The organism is Microcoleus sp. AT8-B5 (genome assembly GCF_036705565.1).
Taxonomy (GTDB): Bacteria; Cyanobacteriota; Cyanobacteriia; order Cyanobacteriales; family Microcoleaceae; genus Microcoleus.
On the sequence record NZ_JAUBUY010000066.1, the window covers coordinates 1 to 20,785 of the forward strand.

Annotated in this window: 14 protein-coding genes, 1 tRNA gene and 2 pseudogenes; 11 read left to right on the plus strand and 6 right to left on the minus strand. The window is 42.7% G+C overall.

Annotated elements, in window-relative coordinates:
* Positions 1-193: 193 nt before the first annotated feature.
* The 3 genes and pseudogenes from QUB39_RS27570 to QUB39_RS27580 form a co-directional block, all read left to right on the plus strand.
* Positions 194-337 (plus strand): annotated as a pseudogene (locus QUB39_RS27570) (7-cyano-7-deazaguanine synthase); the annotation flags it as partial.
* A gap of 334 nt (positions 338-671) precedes the next feature.
* Positions 672-1,562 (plus strand): phosphate/phosphite/phosphonate ABC transporter substrate-binding protein, encoded by an 891-nt coding sequence (gene phnD, locus QUB39_RS27575; protein WP_333056345.1) that lies wholly within the window; start codon positions 672-674, stop codon positions 1,560-1,562.
* Positions 1,563-1,712: 150 nt separating this feature from the next.
* Positions 1,713-3,620 carry an ATP-binding protein gene (locus QUB39_RS27580; protein ID WP_333056346.1) on the plus strand — a complete coding sequence of 636 codons (1,908 nt, stop codon included), beginning with the start codon at positions 1,713-1,715 and terminating at the stop codon, positions 3,618-3,620.
* 279 nt (positions 3,621-3,899) lie between these two features.
* Here the strand turns inward: QUB39_RS27580 and QUB39_RS27585 are convergent.
* A tRNA-Leu gene (locus QUB39_RS27585) sits at positions 3,900-3,984 on the minus strand.
* A gap of 198 nt (positions 3,985-4,182) precedes the next feature.
* On the opposite strand from QUB39_RS27585, the gene ndhL reads away from it, so the two are divergent.
* The 5 genes from ndhL to QUB39_RS27610 all read left to right on the plus strand — a co-directional run bounded on the left by ndhL (position 4,183) and on the right by QUB39_RS27610 (position 10,951).
* Complete coding sequence (gene ndhL / locus QUB39_RS27590; protein ID WP_193972727.1) at positions 4,183-4,398, plus strand: NAD(P)H-quinone oxidoreductase subunit L; 216 nt, start codon at positions 4,183-4,185, stop codon at positions 4,396-4,398.
* Positions 4,399-4,704 carry a DUF3007 family protein gene (locus QUB39_RS27595; RefSeq protein WP_333056347.1) on the plus strand — a complete coding sequence of 102 codons (306 nt, stop codon included), beginning with the start codon at positions 4,399-4,401 and terminating at the stop codon, positions 4,702-4,704.
* A gap of 307 nt (positions 4,705-5,011) precedes the next feature.
* Positions 5,012-5,809: a tryptophan synthase subunit alpha gene (gene trpA, locus QUB39_RS27600; RefSeq protein WP_333211268.1), complete on the plus strand. Its 798-nt coding sequence runs from the start codon at positions 5,012-5,014 to the stop codon at positions 5,807-5,809.
* Positions 5,810-6,701: 892 nt separating this feature from the next.
* Positions 6,702-7,337, plus strand: a complete 636-nt coding sequence (locus QUB39_RS27605) for a DUF6658 family protein (protein WP_333056350.1) — start codon at positions 6,702-6,704, stop codon at positions 7,335-7,337.
* Positions 7,338-8,521: 1,184 nt separating this feature from the next.
* Positions 8,522-10,951, plus strand: coding sequence for an ATP-binding protein (locus QUB39_RS27610; RefSeq protein ID WP_333211328.1), 2,430 nt, complete (start codon positions 8,522-8,524; stop codon positions 10,949-10,951).
* A 198-nt stretch (positions 10,952-11,149) separates the two neighbouring features.
* Here QUB39_RS27610 and QUB39_RS27615 read toward each other — a convergent pair whose 3' ends face one another.
* From QUB39_RS27615 to QUB39_RS27625, 3 genes are all read right to left on the minus strand, one after another.
* Complete coding sequence (locus tag QUB39_RS27615) at positions 11,150-12,484, minus strand: serine/threonine-protein kinase (RefSeq protein WP_333211270.1); 1,335 nt, start codon at positions 12,482-12,484, stop codon at positions 11,150-11,152.
* A gap of 91 nt (positions 12,485-12,575) precedes the next feature.
* Positions 12,576-13,571 (minus strand): pentapeptide repeat-containing protein, encoded by a 996-nt coding sequence (locus QUB39_RS27620; protein ID WP_333056353.1) that lies wholly within the window; start codon positions 13,569-13,571, stop codon positions 12,576-12,578.
* 111 nt (positions 13,572-13,682) lie between these two features.
* The gene (locus QUB39_RS27625; protein ID WP_333211272.1) at positions 13,683-15,374 is read right to left on the minus strand and encodes a hypothetical protein; all 1,692 of its coding nucleotides are present in this window, start codon (positions 15,372-15,374) and stop codon (positions 13,683-13,685) included.
* A gap of 207 nt (positions 15,375-15,581) precedes the next feature.
* On the opposite strand from QUB39_RS27625, the gene QUB39_RS27630 reads away from it, so the two are divergent.
* Positions 15,582-17,081 (plus strand): NAD(P)/FAD-dependent oxidoreductase, encoded by a 1,500-nt coding sequence (locus tag QUB39_RS27630; RefSeq protein WP_333056358.1) that lies wholly within the window; start codon positions 15,582-15,584, stop codon positions 17,079-17,081.
* 48 nt (positions 17,082-17,129) lie between these two features.
* Here the strand turns inward: QUB39_RS27630 and QUB39_RS27635 are convergent.
* Positions 17,130-18,318 (minus strand): annotated as a pseudogene (locus QUB39_RS27635) (RNA-guided endonuclease InsQ/TnpB family protein).
* Between the two features lie 46 nt (positions 18,319-18,364).
* Here QUB39_RS27635 and QUB39_RS27640 point away from each other — a divergent pair.
* Complete coding sequence (locus QUB39_RS27640) at positions 18,365-18,736, plus strand: hypothetical protein (RefSeq protein ID WP_333485204.1); 372 nt, start codon at positions 18,365-18,367, stop codon at positions 18,734-18,736.
* A 139-nt stretch (positions 18,737-18,875) separates the two neighbouring features.
* On the opposite strand, the gene QUB39_RS27645 is transcribed toward QUB39_RS27640, so the two are convergent.
* Positions 18,876-19,886, minus strand: coding sequence for a leucine-rich repeat domain-containing protein (locus tag QUB39_RS27645; protein WP_333485205.1), 1,011 nt, complete (start codon positions 19,884-19,886; stop codon positions 18,876-18,878).
* Between the two features lie 178 nt (positions 19,887-20,064).
* Between QUB39_RS27645 and QUB39_RS27650 the strand changes: the two genes are divergently transcribed.
* Positions 20,065-20,538 (plus strand): ABA4-like family protein, encoded by a 474-nt coding sequence (locus tag QUB39_RS27650; protein WP_333057553.1) that lies wholly within the window; start codon positions 20,065-20,067, stop codon positions 20,536-20,538.
* The last annotated feature ends 247 nt before the right edge of the window (positions 20,539-20,785 follow it).

Consider the following 20,785-nt stretch of genomic DNA (forward strand, 5'->3'; position numbering starts at 1 on the left):
GGGTCATTTTTTAACGTTATATGCTTGCTATGTAAGCATTATAACCTATTTTTATCGTATTTTATGTTTAAGTCCCGTTAGTGTCAACGCTTTAGATTATTCCGGCTATCGGCACTGTCGCCCCCATTATATTCAAGCCATGCAAGAAGTATTTCGGATCGGGGCATAATAGGAGAGAGAAGGCGATGCACTCTCTATCTTAATACCTCTGATTGAGCTAAAAAAGACAGCAATCATTAAATTAGGCAATAATGGGGGAGTGCCTTGCAAAAAAACTTGGTTTTGTTACGGCGGCGGTAAAGTTGCTGACGGCGTTGGCAATTCCTGTGAGGAATGAGAATTAAATAACTTCCACTCTTGAAAGTGGGATGGGCGTCCCGCCCGTCCACTCATGATGGGCGGGACGCCCATCCCACAATAACAATTAAAATTGTAAGTTATTTAATTAGCGCTCCTGAGTTAAAGCTGGCAGCGTTTCATGAGTTAAGTTTACAAGATCCGCAGCCTGATACTCGCAACCATAAAACCCCTCGATAAAAATTTTCTTAATAATTTTGCCACAACACTTGACTGAAGCTTAACCAACGGATAATCTATTTTAATGAAAGTTTCTTCCAAATAGCTTATAATAGTTATGCAATTTTCAACTGCCACTCAAACTCCTAAAAATTATGAAGCGGCGGCATTTTGTTGGGTTATCCCTATTGTTTGTAGCAAGCTGTTCTACAACAGTAAATCAATCTAATCGCACTTCTTCCAGTTTGGCCGTAAGTGAACCTGAAACCCTTGAATTTGCTGTGACTGATGTTCATGGTGCAGAAGATTTGCAGCAAAATTATCAAACCTTTCGCAGTGTTCTTGGGGAAGTTTTGGAGAAAAAAATTGAATTGTTCCCTGTCGATAACTATATAGAAGCAGCAGTAGCTCTCCAGTCTGGTCAGCTAAAACTAGCTCTAACAGGGCCATCTGAATATGTGATTATGCGGGCCCGGACAAATGCTGTTCCCATCATTGCCATCACCCGCCCCGACTATCACTCAATTATTCTTGTTCGTGCCAATAGCGAAATTAAGTCCGCAGCACAATTGAAAGGTAAAACAATAGCTATGTGGGAAATAGGTGCAACTGGTGGTCATCTAAGCCCGATTAAAATTCTCCTGGATGCTGGCTTAAATCCCCAATCCGACTTCAAAATCTCAATGTTGGGAATCAAGGGTTTGCAGGCTCTCAAAAAAGACCAAGTTGATGCCTTAGCAATTGGTGTGAATAGATACAAAGATTTACTCAAAACAGACAGTTTATCAACCAAGGATTTTCGGATTATTGCCACAGGGCAACCCTTACCTAATGATTTGTTTGTTGCTAGTAGTAATCTGCCTAATACTCTTGTTGAAGAAATTCGCGATCGCCTGGTCGAAAATCAAGATAAGCTAATTGAAGCAATTTTAGTTGGGAAAGATAATGATAAGTATCAAGGAGCTAAACTGGTCCCAGCAAACGACAGTGATTATAACATGATTCGTGAAGTTTATAAAGCTATTGGTCAGGGGAATGTTTTGTAAGGTTAAGTTTTATCTAATGCCGACTTTGTAGTAGGGCGTTAGCCCTTAATCCATAAACTATAGAGAAGATTTGGTACTAGGAATCAGAAAGTTTATTTACGTGCATTTACTAATTGATAAAGTTGTTAAAATTTAGCTCAGGTTGCCAGTATGCAAAAGTTTGAACAGGGAGAGAATAGGGCTGTGAGGTTCAAAAACCTTATCCTAAATAGAGGTAAAAATAATGTCCCTGTCAGTGAAGGATCTCGCGAAATTAAAAATTATCTCAAAAAAACTCCCTTCATTGCAATTAACCGTTTCATTTCTCGTTTGAGCATTGCCCAAAAAATTAATTATGGCTACTCCCTAGCAATTGGAATAGCCGTACTAGGAACCACAGGGGGAATGATCTGTGGAGACTATTACCAAAAGCAAGCTTTCAAAGCTTTAACCTTCGCCGACGATCAACAAGATTTGCTCAGGGATTTAGAATATTCCGTGCAGGTAGTCCAGTCACATCCCAAACGACTAATATCTATCTTGGGAGATTCAATCTGGTTTGAATATGAAACTGCTAAGTTCTCGAAAGATGTTAAGGCAGTTAAAAAAAATATTGCAGAAATAGACACTTTTAGTGAAGAATACTCGGAAGAATTAGCAGTAAATTATGCTGAATTAAAGGAATTATTAGACGGTTACACAACTGCGACAGATTCGTATTCTAAATTGCTCAAATCTTTTTGGCAAGAAATAGCTCCCTCCTCACTAAAACTAGAGGACGTTAAACAGGCGCAGCAGCAAGTATTGGATTTAATCAGAGGGGATAGAGCTGTTAAGCTCGATGTTAAGTTTGAGCGACTGTCAGAGAGTTTAAGCTTGATGACAGAAGTAGCTAAGGCACAGCAGAGACAAGCTTCTGTTAATTTTAAGAGAGCTGAGAAATTGCGAGTGCAAATCATCGTAGTGAGTATGTTAGTTTCAGTTGTGATCGCTACTTTTCTAGCCATTTGTACCAGTCGCGCGATCGCCATCCCTATCCAAGCTGTAACCAGCGTGGCTAAAACTATTACTCAACAAGCAAACTTTGATTTGCAAGCGCCTGTCACCACAGAAGATGAAGTGGGAACCTTAGCAAAATCCATCAATCAATTAGTTCAATGGGTAGCAGAATACACCCATGAATTAGAGCTGGCTCGCCAAACTTTGGAAGAGCGAGTAGAAGAAAGAACAGAAGAGCTTACAGCAGCGCTTCACCAACTAAAACACACCCAAACCCAGTTAATCCAAACCGAAAAAATGTCGAGTTTAGGGCAGATGGTGGCAGGGGTAGCCCATGAAATCAACAACCCTATTAACTTTATTCACGGCAACCTAGAATATGCCAACGAGTATATTATAAACTTGCTGCATTTACTTCGTCTATATCAGCAGGAATACCCGCAACCCACAGAGGCGATCGCAGAAGAAATCGCAGAAATAGAACTAGAATTTATCACAGAAGATTTACTAAAACTTCTTGAATCTATGAAAATAGGTTCAGAACGCATCCGGCAAATAGTTTTGTCTTTGCGAAATTTCTCTCGCTTAGATGAATCTCAAATGAAATTAGTTGATATTCATGAAGGCATTGACAATACACTGTTGATTTTGAACAGTCGGCTCAAGCAGGGAATTGAAGTTGTCAAAAACTATGGAGACTTGCCAGAAGTAGAGTGTTATCCAGCGCAGCTAAATCAAGTATTTATGAATATTATAGCAAATGCGATAGATGCACTAGAACAATCATCCCATGACTCTAAAAAAGGGAAAAATCCTCAGATTTTAATTCAGACGCAAAAGTTGGACAGTAGCCAAATTCTGGTGCGAATTTGCGATAACGGCCCTGGCATTCCATCCGCAATCCAAAACAAGCTATTTGACCCATTTTTTACAACTAAAGAACCAGGAAAAGGCACTGGTATCGGACTCGCAATTTGCTACCAAATTGTGGAAAAACATCGGGGAAAAATAGAGGTAATTTCATCTTTGGGAGGGGGAGCAGAGTTTGCGATCGCACTCCCCGCCTCATCTCAAACTTGAAGCTAGATATTGTCTATTTTGAGGACATTAATGTGTTAACGACGGCACATAATTTGTTATTCGACTATTTAAACTCAGCTCCGACAGCCGCCCAATTTCCCAAACCAGCCGATTTGCTCAACCAGTTGACAGCCCGACGTAAAAAGTCGGGGCGAACTGGGCAGATATAGAGGCGCTTTTGGACTTAGTAAAAAACCATTAGCGCGAAAATTGAGCGGAAAACAGAACTCTTGGTGACAAGAAATCTGAAACCGTTGAATCACTAACGATTGAAATGGATGGGGGCGGAGGGACTTGAACCCACACGACCGTTTCGGGTCAACGGATTTTAAGTCCGTAGCGTCTACCATTCCGCCACGCCCCCCTTTGGTCAAGCTGCTGTGGTTTTGAGCGATTAACAGCAACAGCCTTTTATTCTACAGGCAAAACCCCGATTTACGCAACCCCTAATCAAAAAATTCCCAAAAGTCGCGCTGGATCTCCGCAAGCGGTACAATAGTTAACCAGCTAACGGAGCGTGTCAACTGACTTACCGGTGTTATTATTCCCCTAAAGCAAATCTATGTATATTACCTTACTGCTTTACGCCGTCTTGGCAGGAGCCTACCTCCTGGTAGTACCCGCGGCCACCTACGCTTACCTGAACAGCCGCTGGTACGTCGCTACCTCTTTTGAGCGGGGCTTCATGTACTTCTTGATGTTCTTCTTCTTCCCAGGTATGTTTCTCCTAGCTCCATTTTTGAATTTTCGGCCCAAACGGCGACAGATAGAAGCCTAAATGCGACGTATTGACGTAATTGGAATCAGTGTCGGCTTTTTTGTAGCAGGTGGGTTTGTCTACTTGCTACTGCAATTTGCCGGACTCGACAGTATGAATGCCGGGATTTGGAGTCAGTTGTTTTTGGTTGCTGGCTTGATTGGCTGGCTGGTGACTTATTTATTTCGAGCACTGACTCAAAATATGACCTACAGCCAGCAATTGCAAGACTACAAAGAAGCTGTCTTGCAGAAGCAACTGGATGCACTCACTCCTGAAGAATTAGCCAAACTTCAAGCCGAAATTGAGCAGGAAAAAGATAGTTAGTCAGTGGTTAGTTGTCAATTGTCAGTGGTTAGTTGTTAGTTGTCAGTGGTTAGTTGTTATATCATGTCCGGTCGAGCGATCGCGATTTTTGTAGGGGCGGGTTCACAAACAATACCGCCCATAATTGACAATCTCAAAAACCCGCCCCGACCGGGCTATTATGGTTAATCGCTCGGACATGATATTAGTTGTTATTAGCTCTAATACCAACTGCCAACAACCAACTGCCAACTGCCAACAACCAACTGCCAACAACCAACTGCCAACAACCAACTGCCAACAACCAATGACTGATGACTAATAACTAATGACTATTTCTAATTGTTTTGAAACGTTACGCAAGAACCACCAATGTGCATTGATTCCTTTTATTACTGCTGGCGACCCAGACTTGGAGACAACGGCTAAAGCACTGCAAATTTTGGATGACAATGGTGCAGATGCGATCGAGCTTGGCGTTCCCTATTCTGACCCGCTAGCTGACGGGCCGGTGATTCAAGCCGCTGCTACAAGGGCTCTACAGCGGGGAACGCGGTTAGATTCGGTGCTGGAAATGGTAGCGAAAGTTAGTCCGAATTTGCGATCGCCCATCATTCTCTTCACATACTACAACCCGATTTTGTACCGAGGTATAGAAACCTTCTTGCAGCAAATCAAAAGTGCTGGAGTTCAGGGATTGGTTGTACCAGACTTGCCCTTAGAAGAAGCAGACAGTCTCATCCAACCTGCCAACAAATTAGGGATTGAACTAACATTATTAGTTGCGCCGACAAGTCCCAAAAGTCGTATAGAAGCGATCGCTCGTCAGTCTCAAGGATTTATTTACTTAGTCAGTGTGACGGGGGTGACGGGAGTACGCGAAGGCTTAGAAACGAGAGCAAAAGAGTTGCTGCAAGAACTTCGCGCCGTCACCGACAAACCCATCGGGGTCGGGTTTGGTATATCGCAACCCGAACACGCTCGCCAAGTGAAAGAATGGGGTGCAGATGCTGCGATTGTTGGTAGTGCTTTTGTCAAACGGTTGGCAGAAGGTACTCCAGAACAGGGCTTAGAGGCGATCGGCGAATTCTGCAAAAGTCTAAAAACAGCGATTCAAAATCCTTAGTAACTGTACAATACTTTCAGCCATTAGACAGATGTGTGCGATCGGGATGTGCCATCACAATTGCGATTAAAGACCTTGTTGTACTTGAGATAATACACCACATTCCTTCTAGTTCCTGACTAGAAGGTTTTTTTTGAGCCGAACACGCACAACATTTCAACATAGTGGAGGCATGGAGAACCAAACAGCTATGTATGCAAACGACTTTGCCTTCTCCGGTGGGCTGTGCTGCGACTTTTAATAATGGGTAAAAGATTGAGGATTATTCATTCCTTCTTCCTGATTGGTGATTTCTCTCCGCTCGCCAAGCTGAAGAGCCTTCTTCCTTCTTATTTCTTCCTTCTTCCTTCTTCCTTCTTCCTTCTTCCTCCTACTATAACTTGAGGAATGTAACTTGGGATAGATGAAAAGCTACGGTTTCTATTCGTATACTTAAAAAAGTGTTTAAGTGCCTAATTTGGTAAGGCTAGCCATCTACAAAACCACCAGGCATTTGAGCATCTCACAATAGAAAGGAGCATTTTTGTCAGGAACTCAGGGCTAAGTGCCACTGAGCTTGTAAGAAATTGCAAGCTGTTCTGACCAGACCCCCGCATGGCGGAGACGTTATTTAGGTCACGACACCGGTGAATGCGACGCCAGTTTTCCGCTCTGTCATCTGCAATTAAACAGTTTTAAAGTCACTGAAACAGTGTTGCAGGTCTAACAAGCCTTTATAACCAGGTCGAGGCGAACATTACCCCGCAAGGGAGAAAGGAGACAACCATATCTCCATCGGAGGGGCAACCATACCTCTCCAACCCCGAAAGGCGATTCAAAGCGGTTGAAACCGCCGCGTCGTTTCCTTCTCAGGGCTCAAGCCACGCTTGTTTCCCACTTACCGAGCATTTTTATGAAGACACTAACTGCATTTCTGAAAAAAATTCGAGCTGTACAAATTTTAACAGTTTTTCTGGCTGGCATTTTAGTATTTGTGAGTACGGCCTGCAGCAGCGCCCCTGATATTATGGCAGGAAAAACTGATGTGATGACAGGAAAAGGAAAAACTGCCGACCAAATTAGAGAAGAAGTGCCGAGCGGCGCTGTAACGTCCGAATTCAAAGGCGGCATGAACGATTACAGCGATGTCGATCCTAGAAACAAAAAGATGACAACAACAGAAGCAAAAGCTCAGCTTCTCAAAGATCAAGCGCAGCGCCGCATTGACACGAAATCTAGCAACAATGTAGGTGAAAATGTGCGGCGGGTAGCGGATGATGCGCCTGAAAAACTCGACCAAATTGGCGAAAAGATCAAGGAGGATGCTCGCACCGCCCAGCAGAAAGCTGATGACTTTGGCGACAAAACCAAACAAGGCTTTGCTAATCTTAAAGAAAACACTCGCGAAGGCTTGAAGGGAGCAAAAGATATTGTTAAAGAAGCCACCGAGGGAGCAAAAGAAAGAGTATCAGAGGGTACTGAGTCTCTGAGATATAATACCGCCGGCGGCCAAGAAAATATCAATGATGCAGCACGAGATGCAAGATAGAAGGCTCAAGATGCCTCAGACGATATTTGCTCGAAAGTGAATCGAGATATTGACTGAACTCAACGATAGGCCCAAAGAGCGACAGACTACTAATCTCAAATAACGCTGTTTCCTTTTCTGGAAGCTACATTCCGACAGGGGTTTTAACCTCTGTCGGAATGTAGGTAAAGTCAATCAATTTTAGATTTTAGATTTTAGATTTTAGATTTTAGCATTGACTTGCGCGAGATAAATTCGGGGCCTGTATCCTGGATGCTTTCGGTAAATCGATTTTAGATTAAAGATTAAAGAATTGAAGCATTGACTTGCGCGAGATAAATTCGGGGGACTGGAATGCCACTGCTCTCACGACGGATTCTTTATAATATATATAGATTGTATTTGGACTTTTTAAGGTAATAACTTTTCGATCGGCTTTGCGGAAATTTGGGCGATCGAGCTATATTAAATTCAATTAATTAAGGTGTGTATTTTTCAATACATGACAAGGCAGTGTTTATACGGAATTTTGCGTTTATTTAATCGCCTTTGAGATTAAGAGCAGAAACTTATACGTAAGTAAACAGCTTTAATCGCGATCGCTCAAGTATAAAACATTATTTTTTAATAGATAATTTGATTTTTTGATCTACAGCTCGAAAATTATGGTGTTTATGCCCTAAGATAGATAGACCAAGTTTTGTCAAGTTAATGTCTGGGTTGAGGTCAGCCAATATGGACACAATAATAAATGGAGTATATTTGACTAGGGTAATACCGGGGTATCGCTCGATCGCGCAATCGCGCAATCGTACACAGATTCTCGATCGGCTATCGATCGATTCATGGGGGAGAAAGACCGACAACCCGCCGCTAAAATTCTCAAACCTACGCTATTGTGGCGGAGGATTTCCGAGAGGCGGTGCTGCCCAAATCTCCAAAAGTTGCATTAGCGACCGTTAATTGCATCGGTAGAAATAGTCCTAAACAGAAGAAAAATTTTCGACAGACTGAAATGCAGACCGGTTATTTACAAATACATTAAACCTTCCAATCTTTCAATTAATCTTGACTGTTACCTGCTATATAGAGGTGTATAAAATTTAGCAAAAAGAGGCCACGGATTCAGGATATATTAGAGCAGTAATCCGCAGCCAATCGACAGGGGAAATGGAGGTAAACCTTATCTTGGGAATTGTGTTTTGATGCTAGTAACGATGATGCACGACTTTTATGATGCGCTGGCAGATTTGGCAATCTATGCAGAGGCCCCACCGGCGGAGCGCCAACAAATCCTTGATCGCGTTGGGGCTAGTCAGAAAAAACTCAAAGAATTCGCGCACCATACGCCGATCAATTACCAACACAAGTTCGATCTGGTTGAGGCAGAATTGCTGGGCGTTTTGGGACAGACAGCAGAAGCAATGGAATTGTACGATCGAGCTATTACCGGAGCTAAAGCTAACGAATATGTCAATGAAGAAGCTCTTGCCTGCGAACTCGCTGCTAAATTTTACCTGTCATTAGGAAGGGAAAAAATTGCCAGAATCTACATGATAGATGCCTATGATTGCTATGTCCGCTGGGGAGACAGAGCAAAAATTGATGACTTAGAAAAACGTTATCCTCAATTATTAAAACCGATTTTAGAACAGGCAAAACTCCCTGCAAATTCATTAGCAAATTTTCCAACACCTGCTGGGCAAAATCAATCGCTTCATCCATCCATTCATCCATCCATTCATCCATCCATTCATCCGTCTGTTTCGGCGAGTGTCTCAGATTTCGGGAATTTTTCAACACTGCTCAAAGCTTGTCAAGCGCTCTCTAGTGAAAGAGAACTCGATCGACTGATTGCCAAACTCATGCAACTGGCGATGAAAAATACAGGAGCTGACAAAGGAGCGCTGATTTTACCAAACGGCAATCAATGGGAAATCGCGGCTACCAGCACGCTCGACAATTCGGGAGTCGAGTGGGCGATCGACTTATCATCCGCAAAACTCGATGACAACAGCGATATCTTGCCCCTCAAAATTGTTGACTGCGTTAAAAATTTATTGAAACCTGTGATTGTTCGGGATCTCACTCAACAACGTGATTGGGATTCCGACTCCTACATCCTCAAATATCAACCGCAGAGCCTGCTGTGTTGGCCGATTCTCGATCGAGGCAGCTTAGTCGGCATTTTGTATCTGGAAAATCGCTTAACCGCAAAAGTTTTTACCCGCGATCGACTGCAACTTCTCAATCTCCTGTCTTCCCAGGCAGCCATCTGTTTGCAAAATGCTCTGCTCTATAAAAAATATCAGGATTATAACCAACAATTAGAGCGATCGCTAGTAAAAATTAGCCGAACCGAAGCTCAGCTTGCGGAGCAGAAACAAATGCTGCAAGCAATTCTTGATGTCGCTCCGATTTGGATTTGGATGGTTAATCCTAGAGGTAAAGTACAGTTTTTCAACAAGACATTTTGTGAAGATGTGGGCGTGCCCCTGAGCGAGTTTTTAGCTGTCGATCATTACAAAGATATACTCGGAGAGAATGCAGCGAACTGTCTGGTTTCAGATGCGGCCTGCCTTGCCCAAGATTCGCCGCATTACTCCAGCGAAACTCTCAGACTTGTTGACGGCAAACTGCACTATTTAGAAGTCACCAAAGTGCAGTTAAAAAATTCCCAGGGCGAGACAATCGGGATTATCGGTTTGGGCGTGGATGCCACCGAGCGCAAGCGAGCCGCAGAACTTTTGCAAGAGCAAAATCAACAGCTCGAACAAACTTTAAAAAATTTACAGCAAGCACAACTGCAAATCGTCCAAAGCGAGAAAATGTCAGCTTTGGGCAATTTAGTCGCCGGAGTCGCCCACGAAATCAACAATCCGATTGGGTTTATTTCTGGCAATTTAAGCGAAGGTAAAAGGAGTTTGGAAGATGTAATCGAACACTTAGAATTGTATCGCTCCGCGGCCTCGCCATCGGAAATTGCCGACCACGCCGAAGAGATAGACATCGATTATCTTTTGGAAGATTTACCAAAGATGATTGATTCAATGCAACTCGGATGCGAACGCATTTGCAGCATCAGCAACAGTTTGCGTACCTTCTCGCGAGGCGACAAAGACTACAAAGTTCCTTTTAATATTCACGAAGGCATTGATAGCGCTATTTTAATTTTGAAACACCGCCTCAAAGCAAACGAACACCGCCCGCAGATCGAAGTTATCACTAAATACGGCAATCTCCCTAAAATAGAATGTTTTCCCGGTCAATTAAATCAAGTTTTCATGAACATCCTTGCCAATGCGATCGATGCCTTAGAAGAGTCAAATATAGGACGCACTTTTAGCGAAATTACCGCCAATCCCAACCGCATCACGATATGCACTGATATAGTTGGCGAAGGGTACATTAAAATTAAAATAGCTGATAACGGCACCGGAATCAAAGAGGAAATTAAACAGCAGATATTCGACCATTTGTTCACGACGAAAGGTGTCGGAAAAGGAACTGGATTGGGGTTGGCAATTGTCCACCAGATTGCGGTAGAGAAACATGGCGGAAGCATCGAAGTGAATGGCGAGCCGGGAATTGGCACTGAGTTTGCGATCGTTTTGCCTGTGAAGGGAGAAAATTGAATTAAAATTTAATGTTTTTTGGGCGATCGGGTAATAACATATACTGACTTTAATTCGGGTCTTTTCTTGAAAGCCTTAGCATAACTCTTTTAAAGTTGTATTTTAGACACCCTATAAGTGAGCGCGTCACCCATTTTGAGTTGGGAGATGTCTATTATACAAAAAAAATTAATCACCAAGGCTTCGCCCTACAAAAATTTATCTTAAATTTAACCAATCTTGAATTTCTTGCGCTAACCAAGCCGCCTCAACCTCTTTCAAATTTTTTGCTACAACATAAAAGTAAGTTCCCATATCGTTACCGGCACGAATCTTGATTTGATTTCCCGAAAGAGAGTTATTGTGAATGAAAGCACCCAAGATTTCTGATATTTCTCCTGTTTCTTGTAAGTATTTACACCCCAATACCTGATGTGTTATTTTAAAAAATTTGCGATTAAATTTAACTTGCTTTATCTCAAAAATAACCTTAACTAAGAAACCTATTATAAGTACCGAAATTACTACCCCTATGCTCAATTCTCCTGTTAAAAAGGGGATAATTGTCGGGATGAATATCATTAGCATTACTGTTCCTAGATAAGCAGAGAATAAAGGCTTTCTGACTAAGACAGCCGGAATTTTAATGTGTAACTCCGTCGCTGATTTGCTAACTTGAATGAGACTGTGAGGCGGTTTAGCAATTTTCCGAACAGTCGCAATTTGAAGATTAGCTCCTTGTATGTTGCCCGATTTCAAAGCGGCTAAAGCCTCTCTAGCCAGGGGGAAACGCTTTTCTAACCCGATTTCCGTCATCTTCTCAATCCAGCTTACCAAAGTAGGATTGACACTCACGCGATCGCTAAACTGAATCCGAGAATCTTTCTGTGGCAAATCCGCAGGAGTCGCCCCCGTTAACAAATGAATTAAAGTAGCTCCCAAAGCATACAAATCCGAAGCCGCCACCGCCCGCCCCCAAAACTGTTCTAAGGGTGCATAGCCACTCGTTCCTACCACTGTAAACGTTACACCTGTCACCGCCGCTTGAGCTTGTACCGCACCAAAATCTACTAGATAAACCTGCTGATCTTCCCCCAAAATTAAATTACTCGGCTTAATATCTCGGTGCAAAACCGGGGGACTTAATTCATGCAAATAAATTAAAATTTCCAGAACTTCAGTGGCAATTTTTCGTACTTGTTTTTCGGAAAAATGCTGACCATTTTCTAACAATTCCTGAAGCGAAAACCCCGGAATATAATCTTGCACTAACCCAAACCAAGGCAATCCCGATCCGGCTTCCCTCTCCAGGGAAAAATAATCTCGATAGCAAGGAATGCGGGGATGATTTAGCGCCTGCAAAACTTGTGCTTCTCTTTCAAAGAGCTTGAGTTCTTCCCACTGCATTTCCGGGCTAAAAGCTAACATTTTTAGTGTCACCTGTTCTTGAAACTCTAAATCTACTGCTCGCCAAGTTTGATGACCGGTCGCTGTGCGCCCTAAACGCTGTTGCAATTGATAACGTTCTTGTAAAATTTTTCCTGGATTTAACACAGCATTGCACTATTTTTTTTAATTATATGAAATTTCCTTAACTATTAAATTAACTATTTTCCCGAGAGCGTTAAATTGCTAGTACAAGTAATTATCCGTGCATTTCTCCATTCGGCATAATTGTACCGCGCCACTGAGCCCCCGCTAAATTAGCAGTGCTCAAATCTGCCCTAATCAAAGTTGTGCGGTGCAAAATTGCCTCCCGCAAATCTGTTCTAGCCAGGTAAGCATCAGTCAAATCAGCTTCACTCAAATTTGCCTGATTCAAATTAGCTCGACTTAAATCAGCCCTCACTAAATTAGCTCGACTCAAGTCAGCCATAACTAAATTAGCATTGCTCAACTTAACATCAGGAAGAAATGCACCCCGCAAGTTAGCGCCAGCAAATTCAGCATCAATTAACACAGCTCTTTCCAACTTAGCATTTGTCATTACAGCCCAGGAAAAATTTGTTTCTACCAAAGTTGCTTCAGTCAAATATATGCCATCTAAAATAGCTTCGCTCAAATTCGCCTGAGTCAGATTTGCTTCCCCCAGAGATGCTTCTGTCAAATTCGCGTGACTGAGATTAGCTTTAGTCAAATCGGCACCTTGCAAATTGACGCCCCGCAAATCGGCACCTTGCAAATTTGCACCCCGCAAATTTGCACCCTCAAAAATCCGCACCTCCTTCCGCAAATTTGCACCCCGCAAGCACGCCCCGCGCAAATCTGCACCTTGCAAATTCACACCTCGCATATCTGCATCGCTCAAATTTGCATCAATAAAAACTGCCAAAGAGATATTGGCTCTGCGAAAGTCTGCACCTTGCAAAGTCGCTCCGTGGAAGTCTGCATCGGACAAATTTGCTCCGCTCAAGTTTGCTTGATTTAAGTTAGCACCGCACAGCTTTGCATTAGTTAAATTGGCGCGCTGAAGGTTAATTCTGCTCAGGTACGACATCGCTAAGTTTGCACCCCAGAGGTCAGCATTACTTAAATTGACGCCAATTAAATCGGCACCGCTCAGGTATACCCCTCTGAGATTCATACCTTGAAAATCTAGTTCTCCTGATGTATATCGCCTTAAAATTTCGCTGGCATTCATATTTGTTTTTGTTGTTAATTAGGTACAATCTGCTATTTCTAGAATTGTTAAAATTCTTCTGTTCGCGCAGGCGGAATTAGTTTGTCTAGCCCCTGACTTAAGTCGGGATATTTAATGATTTTGATTGACAAATTCTTGAGTCCAAGAAACTGTTTTGCTGCCTAACTGTCGCCCGTGAATTTTCACATGAGTAAGATATTTTGATTTTAAAGTACACAGTTTTTTGTGAATGTATGTAGCTGTACTCTGTTGGTTTGGTACTTCAGCAGACTCCAGAATCACATGGAGCCAACCGTCTTTAAATCCTACTGTAGCAGCAATTCCTTTAGGCTGTAGCAATTGATTAATCAATTGGGCGATCGCCTTTGGTTTGCCTTGTTTTGCCATTTCCAGAAGCTGATACTGATTTGCTTTAGGGCTAGAGTTTTCCGGCGGGATTTCGGAAATATTGTCTGCCATATTTTCTGGGATTTTAGAAAGATTTTTTCCGCTTTCTTTTGACTCCAATTCAATCAAAATTTCCAGCAATTTATCGGTAAACTTCTGAACTTTGCCTACATACTCTCTGAGATTTTTATATTTCCAGTACAAACGATCCTCTGCACTTCCGGTTGAAAACTTTCCATTTAAGGCTGATTCTAACTGGGTGAATATATTTTCTATTTGCGCTGTGGCGGAGTTAGCACTTTGACTGACTAATTCTGTCATTTCTTCTTCCAATCCCAACTTGCGTTTGATGGAATCGCTAATATTTATAATAACAGGAGCAGCAGGTTCTAAAATTTCGATAATAGTCGGCATTTCTGCAACTGGGAATGTTTCTACCATTTCCTGTCTGAACTCAGTAGGATAATTATTGCTGGTTTCTGGTTCTTGAAACGGTAGATTTTCTGCCGTGTCCGGCACTAAGTAACTCTTTTGAGGGTCATAATGATAGTGAGGTGGAGCAGCTTGAAGGATGTGGGTAATCTCGCCTGGATCAAAATAATCGCTGCCTTTGTCCACCAGCTCGATCTCTTGATAAACACTGTTGTTTAAATGTGTCTGATCGTAATCTTCACTAGCCGAAGATTCGGCTTCATGGGGTTCTTCCTGTTGCATTTTTGCGTAACAAGGATTCATCGCTTTGATGATTACGCTCGCTGCTTGGTCGTTTTCATCTCTGTTGTCGAGATTGCTAGCAGTTCTGTACAACTGAGATTCCAGTTCGGCTAGGGTGGTACAGACATTAAACAGTTGTCGCAGTAGATTGTCAAGTTCTTGAGTTTTCAGAAGTAGCCAGTCGCGATCGCTAAAAGTAAACTGGTGATAAAGAGTAGAAAAAATGAGGATTTTCGCCCTCAGCGGATTTGTTTGCTGCAAAATTTTTTGTCGCACATCAAATAAAGTGCCGGGGTTTCTTGCCCTTTCTTCGCTGCTGGGTACTTCCGAACTAAAGTGTTCTTCAAATGCGGGAGATTCCTGACCGCCAAAACTAGATATGTTTACTTCTAATTTGGTGAAGTCTTCAAATTCATACAGCCTGCTAAGTTGACAGACTATGAGGTCGGCTACTAAAGCATACTCGGTTTTTTTATTAACCTTAGAGACTATACTATTTAAAACTGCTTCAATATCTTCTAACCGGCTGTATTTGGCGCACAGTTCTTCGATTAAAATCCTTACATCGGCGCTGGCGAGTTGGGCAGGGTCGTTTTCCCAGAACTCTTTACAAGCAAAAAATATTATTTTTTTAATGCGCGAGAGATTCACGTCTTGTTCTAATTCGCGAACAACTTCATCTAAAATAGATAAAGCTTTCATAGTTTTCCTCCCATAAAAATACCCTGTCAGTCGATTTGAGATTTGAGATTTTAGATTTGAGATTTACTTGCAGCGCCGTGAATCTGGGAACCAGAACTTGAGTCTAAAATTTTAGTATCTCCACTCAGGAGCGTAGGTGGCACGGTACCCGTTTTTGGGCGGGTCAACACTTAGCAAGAAATAATACAATTATACCACATTTGATAAATGCAAGACTTTGATGCGATCGTAATTGGGAGCGGTATTGGGGGCTTAGTCGCAGGCTCGATGCTAGCTCGCTACGGGAAGCAGGTGCTCGTCTGCGAGAGCCACATCATAGCGGGCGGGGCAGCTCACAGCTTTTCGCGCCGGGGATTTCACTTTGATTCGGGGCCTTCTTTTTATTGCGGTTTGACTGACTCCCGCTCGTTCAATCCTTTGCGGCAAGTTTTTGATGTTTTGGAGGAATCGATCGCTGCAATTTCTTACGATCCGCTGGGGCATTACCATTTTCCAGAGGGAAGTTTACCGATTTATGCTGATGCGAGAAGTTACTTAGATGCTGTAGCTAAATTCGCACCGCAAGGTGCTGTAGAATTACAGCAATTTCAACAAAATTTATTAGTTTTGTATGAAGCTTTGCGTGGAATTCCGGCTTTAGCGCTGAGATCCGACTGGCAGTTGATACCTGTTTTGCTGTCTCGGTACTCGCCTGCTTTGCTGAAGCTGTTGCCGCTAGTAGGTGCGATCGCGGGTTCAGCAGGTTCCTTGATGGATCGGGACGTGCGTGACCCTTGGGTGCGGCGTTTGATCGATTTGGAGTGCTTTTTGCTGTCTGGTTTGAAAGCGCACGGAACTGTCGCGCCGGAAATAGCTTTTATGATTGGCGAACGATCGCGCTGTGCGATCGAATATCCTGTAGGTGGCAGCGGTGCGATCGTCGATGCTTTAGTCAGAGGCTTGCAGCGCTGGGGAGGAAAATTGCGCCTGGGAGCTCCCGTCGAGCAAATATTAGTTGAATCCGGCAAAACCACTGGCGTTCGCTTGAAAAATGGCGAAATTATCCGCGCCCCAATTGTCATTTCCAATGCCACAATCTGGGATACTTATACAAAATTACTGCGGCCTGAAGATTTGCCGAAAAGCTACCGAAAAAACGCTTTGTCGATGCCAGCAGTAGACAGTTTCATGCACCTGCATTTAGGAATTAAAGCCGAAGGACTCGAAGGTTTGACCGGCCACCACGTCGTCGTTCACGACAGCAAGATTGACATTACAGTACCCGGAAATACTTGCATGATTTCGATTCCTACAGTGTGGGATGAAACTCTGGCGCCGCCCGGACATCACGCCATTCACGCTTATACATTGGAACCTTACGAAGGTTGGGAATATGGCGAATTGTATCAGCAGAAAAAGCAAGAGCGATCGCAATCTCTGTTTCAAGCTTTAGAAAAAATTATACCGGATTTGCGATCGCGGATAGTCTTAGAGTCGATCGGCACACCGCTAACCCACGCCCGATTTTTGCATCGATATCAAGGAACTTACGGGCCTGCAATTGCCGCCGGAAAAGGCACATTTCCCGGGCCGCAAACACCAGTCAAAGGCTTGTATCGCGTGGGAGACAGCACCATGCCGGGAATTGGCGTGCCCGCTGTCGCAGCATCGGGTATTTTGTGCGCGAATACTTTGGTAAATTCCGATGTGACAGCACAATTTTTTTGACACTCCCCGACCTGAAGGCGCGGGGATTCTTGGATCAATCAGTCGAACTTATCTCTGTTTTGCTGCCACCATTGAGTAGAGATCGGTCTGTCCCCAAGCTTTGATTTCGGTGTGCCCCACCGTATTTAAATTAAAGCCAACTCCTGCCTGCTTCAACCCTTTCGCCAAAATGTTATTCGCGGCGTTGTGATCGCGATCCAATATCGTACCGCAACCACAAATGTGGGTTCGAGTTGACAGCGTTTTCTTAACAAGATTTCCACAATTTGAACAGGTTTGAGAAGTATACTGAGGAGCCACAGCAATTATTGTTTTGCTGTACACTCTTCCAAAATACTCCAAATAATGATCAAGTTTGTGACCACGCTGCATCGCTAATAGATTTAGCAAGCTTGTGATTTTTGACCATATTCCGCACATGAAGGTCTTCGTAGGCTACAAAATCGTTAGATTTTACCGCGCACAACGCCGTCTTTATGGCGAAGTCTTTACGCTGCCGACTGACCTTCAGATGTTTTCTTCCTAACTTGTTGATCGCTTTCTTCCGATTACCCGATCCTTTCTTTTTTCGAGAAACTCGCTTCTGCAATCTCTTCAAAGCTTTTTCACTTTTACGGAGATATCGAGGGTTGGCAACTGTTTCGCCATCGCTATCAGTATAGAAATGGTTTAGTCCAACGTCTATTCCAATAATTTCACCAGTAGAAACGAATTCCTCTTTTCGTTCCGCATTGATACAAAATTGTGCGTAGTAGCCATCGGCACGACGCACAATTCTGATTCGCTTTATCTCACTGGGTGCATAAAAATGCAAGTCCCGACTACCGATTAACTTAAACCTTCCAGCAGCAAAACCATCCTTAAGTGTCAAGCATCTTTTGTCGGTAGAAAATTCCCAACCCGAAGTTTTATACTCAACGGATCGAGTATGTTTCTTGAACTGCGGGTATCCCTTTTTCCCTGGTTTCTTGGCTTTGCAATTAGCAAAGAAACGTTGGATAGCAAAAATGGCACGTTCTGCCGAAGCCTGACGTGCCATCGAATTAAGCTTGCCTGCCCATTCAAACTCTTTTGCCATGATGGCGCATTGTTTGTACAGGTCTACTAACTTAACTCCTTGATTTTCTATCCAATACCTAAGAGTTTTGTTTCGGACAAATTGAGCCGTCCGAATCATGTCGTCGATGATCCGATACTGCTCCGTTTTGCCCTTTAACTTAAACTCTAAAACTATCATTGGAATAGCCTACCAATTCTACAAAGACTTTTACTTGCAAATCTGTATGTTTAACAATTATTCACACATTGTGGGAATTAAAGCCGTCCTAGAAGGAGGGGGCTTTAGACCCGATTTTTTGGTAAGCGAAGGAAGAAGAAAGAAGGAAGAAGGAAGAAGGAAGAAGGAAGAAGGAAGAAGGAAGAAGGAAGAAGGAAGAAGGGAGAAGGGAGAAGGAAAATTAACTGGTTCCCTGGCTCTGGCTGGGAACCGAGCTCCAGAGGCTCTGCCTCGCTTGCAAAAAAACAGGAGGCAGAGCAATAGTGAAATGCGTTCCCAGGCTCTTCCTGGGAACGAGGAAAACGAGGAAAAAACTACTTTTTACAAAATCTCCCTGCTGCCAAAACTGATTATCCACCAGCGGCAAAAGCGCCCATAATTGCGATCGACAAAGCCAAACCTGGCAACAGCAGCAATCCTAACATCAAAGCATCGTGTCCGCTCATCACTTTCTCCTGATATTGACGTTAAACATTATACTCTATAAACTGCCATCTTGCCTCGGTCTTAATAATTAATTAAAACCGACAGATAGATTCAGGATTGACAGGGCAAATTTTATTAACAATGGGATTGCCGCGCAAGTCCAGCGTAGTCAACTTTTGCAAAGATTGCAGGGAACTGATATCCGAGATTTGATTGTTGTACAAGTCTAGTAAAAATAAATTATTTAAAGCTTGTAGCGCGCTGCTATCCGAAATCGGATTGTTGAACAAATAAAGTTCAGTCAAATTAGTTAACGATTTCAGCGGACTGATGTCTGATATTTGATTGTTACCGAGGTTGAGTTCAATTAAATTAGTCAGCGATGTCAAAGGACTAATATCTGATATTTGATTTTGGAATAAAACCAATTTATTTAAATTAGTTAAAGATTTCAACGGAGTAATGTCAGATATTTCATTTCCGAACAGAAACAGCGTCTTGAGATTTTTTAAGGAAGCCAGCGGCGTGATATCCGATATTTTATTATTATAAAGGTAGAGTGTCTGGAGTTCAGTTAAATTTGCCAGAGGAGCGAGATCGGAAATTTGATTGTTGTAGAGAATCAGCGCATTTAAGTTAGTTAACTTTTGCACCGGAGTGATGTCGGAAATTTTGTTGTCAAACAAGACAAGTGCGGTAAGATTAGTTAGACCTGCTAGGGGACTGATGTCTGAGATTTGATTGGTATCGAGAACGAGTATAGTCAGATTTATTAGAGATGAAAGCGAACTGATATCTGATATTTGATTGACATCTATAACCAGAGCTTTCAGATTAGTTAAAGATTGCAGGGGAGCGATGTCAGATATTTGATTACTGCCGAGGATGAGAGTAGTAAGTTGAGTAAAAGATGAGAGGGGGCTGATATCGGTAATTTGAAGATTTTTGAGGTTAAGTTCTGTTGTATTAGAAAGCAGTTCGTTAGCTCGATCGCACTCTGAAGTATCTGATATTTGCAACAGTATTTCTACCGTGTGTTTGACGCCGGGAGAGATATTTTCTTTGTGCTTGCACCACTCGGAAAAGTTATTATAAGTTGTCATGGGCTGTGCGGCCTTAATCGATTTTAGATGGGAGATTTGAAATTTTAGATAATTATAGCAATTCTATTTCATTTGTGAATGATATTTTTTTCGGGTTTTGAGAAATTTCAGCAAAAATTGTGTAAAGTAATCTTAACATCCTTAATTGCATTGCCTTCGCAGGAGCCAAGAGCCAACTATGACACCCGAACTAATTTTTAATGCCGGTAATCTGTTCGTTGTGCCTTTCTGGGCAATTATGATTTTATTACCAAACTGGGGAATTACCCGAAAAGTGATGAATTCCTTCATTCCGTTTGCGATGCTCGCCGCTTTGTACATATATTTGTTTGGTAGCAGTCTGACGGCGGAAAATGCGGCTGCTTTGTCGAATCCTAAGTTAGCAGATATTGCTAAGTTTCTGGGGGAGGAAACGGCGGCGGCTACGGGATGGATACATTTTTTAGTGATGGACTTGTTTGTCGGGCGCTGGATTTATTTGGAAGGACAGCGGACAGGAGTTTGGACGGTTCATTCTTTGGCTTTGTGTTTTTTTGCTGGGCCGATGGGATTGCTTTCTCATATTGTAACTGCTTGGATTACTCAAAGGTTTTTCCCGAGTTCTGAAAGTCTTTCAGGGGGGGTTTCTCCGGTTCACCCGCAAGAAAATTGATGTATTGTGGAACGGGCTCTCCTGCCCGTTCGTTCCTAAGAATGGCGCAAGATATCAGTAACAATATAGATACAGCATATTCCATGTAGATGTGGTACACACAATTTTCTAGCCCGTGTAAGGTGCGGATACACCCGTCAATCTGTAAGTTTTATCGACCAATATTTTGCAGATACGCACCCTACAGATTAACACCACACAATATATTTATAGTGTACTTCATGAACCACCGAAGAGGCTGTATTAG

What these genes read in the sequence shown, in the direction of transcription:
- phnD (WP_333056345.1), top strand. Translation starts at nt 672, where the DNA reads ATGAAGCGGCGGCATTTTGTTGGGTTATCCCTATTGTTTGTAGCAAGC.
- QUB39_RS27580 (WP_333056346.1), top strand. Translation starts at nt 1,713, where the DNA reads ATGCAAAAGTTTGAACAGGGAGAGAATAGGGCTGTGAGGTTCAAAAAC.
- ndhL (WP_193972727.1), top strand. Translation starts at nt 4,183, where the DNA reads ATGTATATTACCTTACTGCTTTACGCCGTCTTGGCAGGAGCCTACCTC.
- QUB39_RS27595 (WP_333056347.1), top strand. Translation starts at nt 4,399, where the DNA reads ATGCGACGTATTGACGTAATTGGAATCAGTGTCGGCTTTTTTGTAGCA.
- trpA (WP_333211268.1), top strand. Translation starts at nt 5,012, where the DNA reads ATGACTATTTCTAATTGTTTTGAAACGTTACGCAAGAACCACCAATGT.
- QUB39_RS27605 (WP_333056350.1), top strand. Translation starts at nt 6,702, where the DNA reads ATGAAGACACTAACTGCATTTCTGAAAAAAATTCGAGCTGTACAAATT.
- QUB39_RS27610 (WP_333211328.1), top strand. Translation starts at nt 8,522, where the DNA reads ATGCTAGTAACGATGATGCACGACTTTTATGATGCGCTGGCAGATTTG.
- QUB39_RS27620 (WP_333056353.1), bottom strand. Translation starts at nt 13,571, where the DNA reads ATGAATGCCAGCGAAATTTTAAGGCGATATACATCAGGAGAACTAGAT.
- QUB39_RS27625 (WP_333211272.1), bottom strand. Translation starts at nt 15,374, where the DNA reads ATGAAAGCTTTATCTATTTTAGATGAAGTTGTTCGCGAATTAGAACAA.
- QUB39_RS27630 (WP_333056358.1), top strand. Translation starts at nt 15,582, where the DNA reads ATGCAAGACTTTGATGCGATCGTAATTGGGAGCGGTATTGGGGGCTTA.
- QUB39_RS27640 (WP_333485204.1), top strand. Translation starts at nt 18,365, where the DNA reads ATGTTTAACAATTATTCACACATTGTGGGAATTAAAGCCGTCCTAGAA.
- QUB39_RS27645 (WP_333485205.1), bottom strand. Translation starts at nt 19,886, where the DNA reads ATGACAACTTATAATAACTTTTCCGAGTGGTGCAAGCACAAAGAAAAT.
- QUB39_RS27650 (WP_333057553.1), top strand. Translation starts at nt 20,065, where the DNA reads ATGACACCCGAACTAATTTTTAATGCCGGTAATCTGTTCGTTGTGCCT.